Source organism: Corynebacterium callunae (assembly GCF_046592015.1).
GTDB classification, from domain to species: Bacteria; Actinomycetota; Actinomycetes; order Mycobacteriales; family Mycobacteriaceae; genus Corynebacterium; species Corynebacterium callunae_A.
In genome coordinates this window covers 88,957-98,963 of sequence record NZ_JAWVOB010000012.1, presented here as the reverse complement: position 1 = coordinate 98,963, position 10,007 = coordinate 88,957, and the positions used below count along the sequence as shown (strand labels likewise).

The following is a 10,007-nucleotide window of genomic DNA, read 5'->3' as shown; positions in this document are numbered from 1 at the left end:
TCCAAAACACCCCTGAGCACAGATCCTTTGGCTCAATGAAATATAGTGTCCCCATGAGCACAGATCACATCGTTTCCCGGCTGCGGCCCTTCGGCGAAACGATTTTCGCAACCATGACACAAAAAGCTGTTGCAGCGGGGGCGATAAACCTCGGCCAGGGCTTCCCAGATGAAGATGGACCGCAGGAAATGCTGCAGATTGCGAGCCAGCAAATCCTGGGAGGCAATAATCAATACTCGGCCGGTAGGGGAGATAAGTCGCTAAGAAAAGCGATCTCCAAAGACCATAAAATACGTTTTAAAACTGAATACAACCCTGATACCGAGGTCCTGGTCACGGTTGGTGCCACTGAAGCAATTACTGCAACCGTTCTAGGGCTCGTGGAACCGGGCGAAGAGGTTATCGTCTTTGAGCCCTACTATGACGCCTATGCTGCTGCAATCGCCTTGGCGGGAGCAAAGCGCGTGGCAGTCCCACTCAAAGAAGTAGATAACTCTTGGGATCTCGATATTGATCTGCTGCATAAGGCTGTTTCAAAGAAGACCAAGCTGATTATCGTTAATACCCCACATAATCCAACCGGCTCCATCTTCTCGCAGAAAGCTCTTAAAGATCTTGCTGGCATCGCGAGAGCTTATGACCTATTGGTGCTCTCTGATGAAGTATATGAGCACTTAGTATTTGACGGCCTGGAGCATCAAAGCGTCGCAAAGCTGCCCGGTATGTGGGATCGCACAGTAACCGTGTCTTCGGCGGCCAAGACCTTTAACGTTACTGGTTGGAAGACGGGTTGGGCGCTGGCGCCCGAGCCGCTCCTGGACGCCGTGCTGCGCGCTAAGCAGTTTATGTCTTATGTGGGGGCCACACCCTTCCAGCCGGCCGTGGCGCACGCGATTAAGAATGAACAGGCCTGGGTGGAATCTATGCGCCAGGGCTTAAGCGCAAAGCGTGATATTTTACGGGAGGCGCTGGATGCTGCGGGGCTGCACACCTATGAAAGCCACGGCACCTATTTTATTGTCGCGGACATCGGCGAGCGCGATGGCGTGGAGTTTTGTGAGCAGCTCATTAGTGAGGTCGGAGTTGCTGCAATTCCCGTTCAGGCATTTGTGGATCATCCAAAACAGTGGTCTTCGAAGGTGCGTTTTGCTTTTTGTAAAAAAGAAGAGACGCTGCGCGAAGCCGCACACCGTCTCAAGAAGATTAAAAAGCTTTAGAGAACCAGCAGGTTATTAGGGGTTTTCTTAACCTCTGCGAGCTTGCCACGGTTCTTCTCAAGCTTGGCCCATAGCTCGTGGGGGATGGTCTTTTCAGCCTCACGCACTACATCCTTATCGGTGGTGCCCCAGGTGATGGGCATTGGGCTAATTTCATCCCAATGGTCCTGGTCCTTCATCGTGCGGTGGCCAGAGACAGCCACCGAAGGAACACGCTCGCCCAGGCGACGTTCATGCACGCCCACGCGACTAATGGTGCGGATTGCCAGGCCCCACTTAGGCTTAAGGCTTAGGTCAACATTGGTGTTCACCAGCGCCAAGAGCACTACATCGCGGGGGTTGACCTCGGCAATAACAGCAGGGGCGAGCTCATAGTTGTCATAGAGGCTCTGGGCATTACCCATTTGGCGGGGGATAACCGAAATCATTATGAAGCTGATCAGCGCCATAATTGCCATCACAGAGAGCACGATCCAACCCCATACTGCGCCACTTGCCAGGAAATATCCGCCCACGCCCACGGCCAAAAGTACTAGACCAAAGCAGAAGGCAGAGATCTGCAGCCGCTTGGCATCGCGGAGGAATTCATTGTTCTTTTTTGCATAGGATTCATCTACCGCAAAGGAAAAGTCCTGCATTTAAAAATCTTTCTCGGTGGTCGGGGTGTGAGGGGTGGGAGACGTGGTCGGTGGTGCAGAAGAGGCGCTAGGAGGCAAAGGGGCCCCCTCACCATCGCCAGAGCCACCGCCACCACCTAGCGAAATATTGCTCAACAAGTCATCTGCGTCCATAATCCTATAGGCATAGCCTTGCTCTGCTAAGAATCGCTGGCGGTGCGCTGCGTACTCGGTATCGAGGGTGTCGCGGCTGACAATGGAATAGAAGTGCGCTTCGCCGCCGTCATGTTTGGGGCGCAGCAAACGTCCCAAACGCTGAGCTTCTTCCTGCCGGCTGCCAAAGGTGCCAGAAACCTGAATAGCTACGGAAGCTTCAGGCAGGTCAATGGAGAAATTAGCCACCTTGGAAACAACCAGCAGATCAAGCTCACCGGCGCGGAATTGTGCAAATAAGGCCTCGCGCTTCTTATTGGGAGTTTTGCCATCGATCACTGGGGCATTAAAACGAGCACCGAGTTCTTCCAGCTGGTCCAAATATGCACCAATAATCAAGGTGGGTTGGCCGGCATGCATTTCCAACACCTTGGCCACTACCGGCACCTTGGTATGAGCGCAGGCAGCTAGACGGTAGCGATCAGCTGATTCGGCGGTGGCATAAACCATTCGGTCGGCATCAGTCATAGTGGAGCGGATCTCCACACAATCAGCGGTGGCAATAAATCCTTGGGCTTCTAGGTCTTTCCAGGGCGCGTCATAACGCTTGGGGCCAATAAGGCTAAATACGTCACCCTCGCGGCCATCTTCACGGACCAGGGTGGCTGTTAGTCCCAAACGGCGACGTGACTGCAAATCAGAGGTCATGCGGAATACCGGGGCCGGCAAAAGGTGGACCTCATCATAAATAATCAGGCCCCAATCGCGGGAATCAAAAAGCTCCAGAGCCTTGTACTCACCCTTGGTACGCCGTGTTACTACCTGATAGGTGGCAATAGTGACGGGTCGGATTTCTTTGCGCTCGCCGGAGTATTCGCCGATTTCATCCTCGGTCAGGGTAGTGCGCCGCAGTAGCTCGTCCTTCCATTGGCGGCCGGCCACGGTATTGGTTACCAAAATCAAGGTGGTGGCCTGTGCCCTGGCCATAGAGGCTGCACCAACCATAGTTTTACCAGCACCGCAGGGCAGAACAATGACGCCGGAGCCACCATCCCAGAAGGAATCGGCAGCCATTTGCTGATAGTCACGCAGTGCCCAGTCCTCTTGCTCGGTGGAAAGGGAAATGGGGTGCGATTCACCGTCCACATAGCCAGCTAGATCCTCAGCAGGCCAGCCAATTTTGAGCAATTCCTGTTTGAGGCGTCCGCGCTCTGAAGGGTGCACAATGATGGTTTCGGGATCCACCTGTTGGCCAAGCATGGGCTTGATCTTTTTGTGGCGGGAAATCTCCACCAAAATTGCCGGCTCTGCAGATTCGAGAATCAGGCCATGGGCTGGGTGGCGGTGCAAACTTACCCTGCCATAACGAGACATCGTCTCAGCGATATCAATTAGTAAAGACTGCGGGACCGGGAAGCGGGAATAACGTTCCAGCATATCCACCACTTGTTCGGCATCGTGTCCGGCAGCACGGGCATTCCAAAGCGCGAGCGGGGTAATGCGGTAGGTGTGGATATGCTCAGGAGCGCGTTCCAGCTCGGCAAAGGGAGCGAGTTCCGCGCGGGCTGCGCTGGCCTGGGGATGATCGATCTCCAGCAGCACAGTTTTATCTGATTGAACGATTAGGGGTCCATCGCCTAAAGCCACGAATAAATTCTCCTCCAGAAGTTAAACCCCCATTATGTCACTATTTTTGCGCTAGTCCACTATCACTTCCGTAATCCGGTGCAGCATAAATCGGTGGACTGATCCGGTCGCTTCATCCACCGCGTCCACCTGGCCAGCGGTCACCGTGAGCGGCTTTACCACTCGGTGCACCGCCACGCCTTGCTTATCGACGAAACCCAGGGTCACCGTTCGTTGTCCGCGCACCGCGGCCTGGAGTACCGCGAGTGTAGGTTGATCAGAAGCAACTCCAGCGGTGGCTGCATCTTCTCTTCGAATAGCGTTGACGGCGGCCTGAATGCGGGACTCATCCAGCGGCGCTTTAGGGGCAGGCTGGGAGGCGGCGGGCACGCGCGCGGCGGCGCGGGCAATGTTGAGGCTGGCACCGGAGGAATCTTCGGCAACCGGCTGGAAACCTGCCTTGCGCAGTTCCATAATGACCTGCAGTAGGGGAGCCTGCGCAATGGCCACGGTGGGCGCAATCTGGTGCAGGCCCACCTCGGCGCCAGCGCTTACGGCTTGGTGCAGGAGCGCTGGATCTTCGCTGCGCAGATAGCTCAAAGCCGGCCCACCGCGCAGGGTGCCATGTTTGCGGGCAATATCGCTAAGCAAATAGGCCACCGATTGGGGCAGCTCGGTAGCGGCGTGGGATTTAAGGAAGTCCAAAATCTCAGCGGTGCTTAAACCAACATCGAGGGCATGCCTAATCGATTTTTCACTAAGGCGGTATACCGAGGCTAACCCGGGAGATTCCAAGGTAGCGATATTGTCCATGGATTTTTGCATCGCAGGATCCAAAGGACCTGGCACCATAATGGTGAAGTCACCCTGGACAATAAAATAGTCCACAGTTTTCGGCGCATTAATAACCTCAGCTGGATCATGGCCTTCCACAAGTGCCCGCGCACCTGCGGTCACACCACCTGCATAAGCTCCGATCCACTCGGCTTCTGAAATGAGCTCAGCGATGAGCTCGGGCTGTAAACGATGCGCCACAATGGGGTAATTAAAGGACAGATCAGCCTTAAGATCTGCCCGCGCTACCCGTGAGAGCCCGGCGATAACCTTGTGCCTGCTATCAGGCAGCGAATCCTTGGAGCTAGCAGCGCTGAGCAGATGAATGGGCTTATCTTTATCATCAGGTTCGCCCACCAGCCACGGCGCGATGGTTTGGGTCCACCAACCTTTTAACAACACCGCCAATTGCGCTGCGAGCTCCAAGTCCAACCATTCATCGGCCAGGGGAGTAGGCGCAATATAGTCGCCGCCATCGTCCTCAGGAGGCAGGGGATCAGGCACTCCTCGACGCAATAAACCGGCAGCCACACAGATACTCAACACCCGCGAAACCTCAGCCTCGCTGATATCAAGTTCCTTGGAAAGTCGCGAGAGCGTGCGCACACCCAGCCCGCCTCCCTTGAGGGTGGCGGCAGGTGACTGGCTCAGGGCGTCGAGAAGCAAACGGCTTTTACGCACCACCTCCAGGCCCGCTACCACGCCCGCATCATCATCGCCTGCGGTGGCGGTGCGGGTAACCGGCAGCAACTGCGCGGGCAGCTCGGGGCGGCCTTCCAACACGCGGCGCACAACCGCCGGCAGTTTTACCGTTTGCTCATCCACCCGCGCCAACAACCCGGCAGCAATGAGCTGCGGAATCGGGCGCGCGGGATCGGCGTCGAGGGCAGCGTCCTTGGTCAGACCAAAACCCCCAGCAGCCACCAAGGTGCCTAAAATTTTGCGGTGCGCAGCAGAGAGCTTCTCGACGAGTTCCTGCGCGCTAGCAAAATTTAGGTGCGAGCCTCGAGATTCAGGAAGCAGCTGCCAATTATTTGGCAGCGCAGCCATTGCTTCCTGCGCGATCATGAGGTTTTCTCTGCCAAAGATGAGGGCAAAGCTTTTGAGGCGGGCGATCGCTGCAGTGATCTGCTCTTGATCAGGAGGGGGTTGATCTTTAAGCGTTTGCTGCAAGTACTCAATGATCTCGGGGGCAGTCACAGGGTGGAGTTCAGCCCCGATATTTGCAGCAGCCTCCAAAACCACCAATTCGAGTGAGTTTAGGCGCAGCAGTGCGCGCAGAGCTGAGGCACGCAATTGTAAACGCGCAGCCAGCGAGCCTAAATTTGGTGGCAGCGGGAGGACAGTATCGGGACGATTGCGCAGAATTTCGGAGAGTTCTTCATTATTCAGCTGTTCTAACCACCGGTGGAGGGTGTGAACGGGGGAATCTTTTTTCATGATGTGTCCAAGTTTAAGCCTTGTTAAGGTGACTTTTCTTGATGGAGTTTGAAAGAATAGCTATATGGCAAACGTAGAGAAGAAGCACTTCGTCGATCCGGCTTGGCCGGAACATCAACCCGGTGAGCACGTGGTTACCGAAATCATCTCCCAACTAGCTGGAGCTTCCAGCCCCTGGGGCGATGAGAAGGAGTTCCCATACCCAGCTGAAGAGCTTGGATACGTTCACCCTTATACCCGCATCAATCGCTAAATGATGTAAAAAAGAGGCAGTCTCCGGACTGCCTCTTTTTCTTTTGTCCAAAAAAAGGGAACCCGAAGGTTCCCTTTAATACTATGTGCAATTGTTGCCTAATTAGCCAACATATGCGTCATAGTAAGCCTGTACCTGTGGTGGTACAGCAACGCCGTACTGAGCCAAGGTACCGGTGACAGCACCGTAGGCAGCCTTGACGGTGTTCAGGTCGGTGGAACCGATGGCAATGTTGTTGTTGGTAGGCTCAGCTGCGTACTCCGCTTCGGCGGAAACAGGAGCTGCTGCAGGTGCAGGGGAGCTGAGGTCACGCTGGGTAGCAGCGGAGTTCAGGCCAAGCTTGGCAGAGCAAGCAGGCCATGCACCCCAACCCTGTTGAGCCAAGGTGCGCTCTGCAATAGCGATCTGCTGCTCACGAGTTGCCAAGTTTGCAGTAGGAGCGAACTCAGTTCCACCGAAAGCGGCCCAGGTGCTGGCACTGAACTGCACGCCACCGTAGTAGCCATTGCCGGTGCTGATAGCCCAGTTTCCACCGGACTCACACTGTGCGAGGCGATCCCAGTCAGAATCTGGGGCTGCGGATGCAGTTGGAGCCATGATTGCGGCAGCTGCGCCGAAAGCAACAGTGGAAGCTGCAATCTTGGTCAGGGTAGAGCTCTTAGTGGAATGACGTCCCATGAAAAGTTTCCTCTCATTAGTCGCCGTCGAGGTTAGCTGTCGGGTTAGAGCGGAGGATATGCTCTGCCGGATAAACCGGCTTCACCCCAAGGAGTTACCTCCAGTGCTCTTGCGAGCGGGTGGGTTCCCCGTCCCTGTCTGCAATATTTTTTCCAAACAAGTTGTTAGAAATTATGTGGTTTAAAGTCTTTGCCCCTAGACAGTTTTTCAACCTCCGACCCCAGACAGGGTTTGGCGATGAGCCGGAAATGCTGATTGAACAACTGCGGTGCCTGGGCTAAACGCTAGCCGGAAAGTAACGATTGTGTCACGTTTTTTATCGGAGCTATACCAAACTGCGGGTTTTTCCTTAGTGGAAACCCCTGGTCACATTAATAAAAAATTAAGGTGTTAGTTATGTCACAAATTTCGGTGAGGGGCTATGTAAAGGGGTGAAGATGGTGAGTTTTAGCAAGCTTGCTTGACGTGTACAATGATTTCTTCTGGTTATTTAAGGCCTGCGGTGTGGGCCTTAAAAATGTGCGAATTGAAAGTGGTGAGGAAGAGTGCCTGTCGGAACGGTGAAGTGGTACGACGCAGAGCGTGGTTTCGGCTTTGTTTCCAATCCGGATGGGGATGACTGCTACGTAGGAAAGCAAGTCCTTCCAAAGGGGATTGGTGAACTACATAAGGGGCAGCGAATTGATTTTGACTTCGCAGCTGGACGTAAAGGTCCACAGGCGCTGCGCGTTAAGGTACTAGAAACTCCCCGCCGCAAGCCACAGCATAAATATGAACCTGATGCGCTCCACGGGATGATCTCGGATGTCATTACCCTCTTGGAGAGCAGCATCCAGCCTGGCCTAGCTAAGGGACACTATCCCGAAAACAAGGCTGGCGCCCAGGTGGCAAAGATTCTGCGCGTTGTGGCCAATGAGCTAGACGCCTAAAAACAAATAAAGGAGAGAGTCAAAAAGACTCTCTCCTTTTTCTATGTTATTTTTCTATGTCATTCGCCGGTGGCTGCTTCCATAGTGGATAGTGACCAAGTCACGGTATAAGGGGTTTCCTCACCGGCTTCATTGTGGCCGATCATGATGGCAGAAACTTCCACCACTACCAAACGTGGGCGCGCACCGCCCTCCTCGAGGGGATCGATGGAGCCGGGCAAAGTGACCTCTGTGGTCTCATTTGCAGTGTGGTAGAACTCATCATTGGCTGCAGGGTCATCATAGATGGTGAGCAAATACCAGTCATGGTCATAAATAGACTCAGGGATGCTGAGGTGAAGTTCCTCATCGGCACCTACATTCAGAGTAGGAACCTCGTTTTCGGGACATTCAACACCTGGTTCACAAATGCTGAAGGGGAAAACCTCAAGTTCACCCGCAGGGGCAGAGGCTGAGAGGGAGACTTCTGCGGGCTCTGGTTCGGGGCGGTTATTCCACCATTGTTGGAAGAGCACTGAGATCACCACGACGATAACCACCGCTAATGCGAGGCTAATAATTTGGATGATGTTCTTACGCTTGGTTTTCCGGCTTGCCATGAGTTCTGATTCTAGCCAGCTGGGATGAAACGTACCTCATAGAGGTCTGGCCAACGCTTGCCAGCGAGATAGAAATTCTCCGACTCTGGGTCAAAAGCGATGCCATTGAGCACATTGTCAATATCCTGCACGGCATTATTGGGTAGGGATGAGGCATCAATTACTGCGTTGACAACGCCAGTTTCTTGATCAATGCGCACAATGTCCGTTTCGGTAAAGATGTTGGCATAAACTTCACCGTCTACACATTCCAACTCATTAAGGGATTCCACGGGTTTTCCCTCGAGGGTGACATCAATGGTGCTGAGTTGTTCAAAGGTATCGGCATCCCGTACCTGCAGTTGAGAGCTGCCATCAGACATGATGAGCTGATCGCCACTGGTGCATAGTCCCCAGCCTTCGCCCTCATAATTAATACGCTCTAATTCCTCGAGGGTGGTGGCATCCCGTTTGAAAGCCACGCCTTCATTCCAGGTAAGTTGCCAGATAATGTCACCAGCCTTGGTGATGCCCTCACCAAAGAACCCAGCCTCTAGGGGTTGAGAGGCTAGTTCTTGGCCTTCAATAGTGCTGCGATAAATCCGGGACTCGCCATATTGGCCGGTGCTGATGATGAGCTCAGAACCATCAACCTCGAGCCCCTGGGTAAAAGAGGTCTCATTAAAAGGAAGAGTATTCACAATCTCCGGGACCAAATACTTCACCTCGACCTCGCCGGGTTCGCTGGAACTACAACCTGCGGTGAGGAGAGAGGAAATAACCAAGGGCACGAGCTTTTTGAAGGTCATGGCGCTTAGTTTAGATCGTTTCGGCGCTATCCCACAGGTAAGCATTAACCTCAGAAAAAGTAGGGATAAATCCAGCTACCGGACGGACCTCGGAAACCTGCACTGCGCTGCCATATTCCAGCCAGGCATTAACCTGCCTTATGCCATTCTGTGAATCGATCAACCATACTTCTGCTGCACGCAGCTCGTTAATATCAAAGCCTTCTGCACGAGCTTTAGTGGTTGCTCCGTGGGTGCGCAGATAGTCCATTACTGGCCCCTCAAGTACCGAAGGGAGGTGGCGGATATGGGTGGAATGAAAAACCATGGAACCCTGCAGCACAAACAGGGAAGCGTTAACTGCACCAATAACCTTCCCGGACTCGTCGACAAGCAAACCCTCGTCGGCGCCCTGGCGGCGGCTGCGGGCAATCGCCTGTGCCTGCCACGCGCTATCTACCCCTTTAACGGTGGGCTGGGTGCGCTCATCGCGGTGGCCGTGGCTATCAAGGGTGATGACTTGCTTAGAGGGACGGTTGGGGCGGGTCTCCACATTAAAGTGGTTATTTTCTACCGTGACCGCACAAAAAACCTCGCCCTTGACAGTGCGCAGCTTGGCGCGAATGGGCTCATCAAATTGGGCCGTAATAGGAGCGGCTGCGACGAGGCGCTCCATGTGGCCGGAAAAGTTGCGGACTCGTCCATCAACCATGAGGAAACTTGTGGTGACCAAGGTGAGTTGCTATGCCTTTCGGGTCTTGTGCATGGAGTACAACGTGGAGTTATAGATAGCAAGACAGTAGCACCCAAACAGTCAAACTGTTGATTTTAGGTGGTCAATATGCGGTCTAAACTAAAGATGAATAAAAATCTTATCCTTGGTCACTGAAATCC

Annotated in this window: 10 protein-coding genes and 1 riboswitch; of the genes, 3 read left to right on the top strand and 7 right to left on the bottom strand. The window is 53.9% G+C overall.

Annotation, left to right across the window (positions count from 1 at the left end; all coding sequences use genetic code 11):
• The first annotated feature begins 53 nt into the window (after window positions 1-53).
• Window positions 54-1,217 (top strand): pyridoxal phosphate-dependent aminotransferase, encoded by a 1,164-nt coding sequence (locus SFC07_RS12475; protein WP_411208635.1) that lies wholly within the window; start codon window positions 54-56, stop codon window positions 1,215-1,217.
• On the opposite strand, the gene SFC07_RS12470 is transcribed toward SFC07_RS12475, so the two are convergent.
• Genes SFC07_RS12470 through SFC07_RS12460 form a run of 3 tightly spaced genes read right to left on the bottom strand, consistent with a single transcriptional unit; the run spans window position 1,214 to window position 5,887 of the window.
• A complete protein-coding gene (locus SFC07_RS12470) occupies window positions 1,214-1,855 on the bottom strand; it encodes a DUF3239 domain-containing protein (RefSeq protein ID WP_411208634.1) in 642 nt (213 codons plus the stop codon). The genes SFC07_RS12475 and SFC07_RS12470 overlap by 4 nt on opposite strands.
• On the bottom strand, window positions 1,856-3,634 hold the full coding sequence (locus SFC07_RS12465; protein WP_411208633.1) for a DNA repair helicase XPB: 1,779 nt from the start codon (window positions 3,632-3,634) through the stop codon (window positions 1,856-1,858).
• Between the two features lie 51 nt (window positions 3,635-3,685).
• Entirely contained in the window at window positions 3,686-5,887 is a 2,202-nt protein-coding gene (locus SFC07_RS12460) for a helicase-associated domain-containing protein (RefSeq protein ID WP_411208632.1), read from the bottom strand.
• 64 nt (window positions 5,888-5,951) lie between these two features.
• Between SFC07_RS12460 and SFC07_RS12455 the strand changes: the two genes are divergently transcribed.
• Window positions 5,952-6,140 carry a hypothetical protein gene (locus SFC07_RS12455; protein ID WP_411208631.1) on the top strand — a complete coding sequence of 63 codons (189 nt, stop codon included), beginning with the start codon at window positions 5,952-5,954 and terminating at the stop codon, window positions 6,138-6,140.
• Window positions 6,141-6,242: 102 nt separating this feature from the next.
• On the opposite strand, the gene SFC07_RS12450 is transcribed toward SFC07_RS12455, so the two are convergent.
• Window positions 6,243-6,818, bottom strand: a complete 576-nt coding sequence (locus tag SFC07_RS12450) for a resuscitation-promoting factor Rpf1 domain-containing protein (protein ID WP_411208630.1) — start codon at window positions 6,816-6,818, stop codon at window positions 6,243-6,245.
• A 5-nt stretch (window positions 6,819-6,823) separates the two neighbouring features.
• Window positions 6,824-6,971: riboswitch (cyclic di-AMP (ydaO/yuaA leader) on the bottom strand.
• 392 nt (window positions 6,972-7,363) lie between these two features.
• On the opposite strand from SFC07_RS12450, the gene SFC07_RS12445 reads away from it, so the two are divergent.
• A complete protein-coding gene (locus tag SFC07_RS12445) occupies window positions 7,364-7,747 on the top strand; it encodes a cold-shock protein (RefSeq protein WP_411208629.1) in 384 nt (127 codons plus the stop codon).
• Between the two features lie 59 nt (window positions 7,748-7,806).
• Here SFC07_RS12445 and SFC07_RS12440 read toward each other — a convergent pair whose 3' ends face one another.
• Genes SFC07_RS12440 through SFC07_RS12430 form a run of 3 tightly spaced genes read right to left on the bottom strand, consistent with a single transcriptional unit; the run spans window position 7,807 to window position 9,846 of the window.
• A complete protein-coding gene (locus tag SFC07_RS12440; protein WP_411208628.1) occupies window positions 7,807-8,346 on the bottom strand; it encodes a DUF2771 domain-containing protein in 540 nt (179 codons plus the stop codon).
• 11 nt (window positions 8,347-8,357) lie between these two features.
• Window positions 8,358-9,134: a glutaminyl-peptide cyclotransferase gene (locus tag SFC07_RS12435; protein ID WP_411208627.1), complete on the bottom strand. Its 777-nt coding sequence runs from the start codon at window positions 9,132-9,134 to the stop codon at window positions 8,358-8,360.
• Between the two features lie 10 nt (window positions 9,135-9,144).
• Window positions 9,145-9,846, bottom strand: a complete 702-nt coding sequence (locus SFC07_RS12430; RefSeq protein ID WP_411208626.1) for an aminotransferase class IV — start codon at window positions 9,844-9,846, stop codon at window positions 9,145-9,147.
• Between the last annotated feature and the right edge of the window lie 161 nt (window positions 9,847-10,007).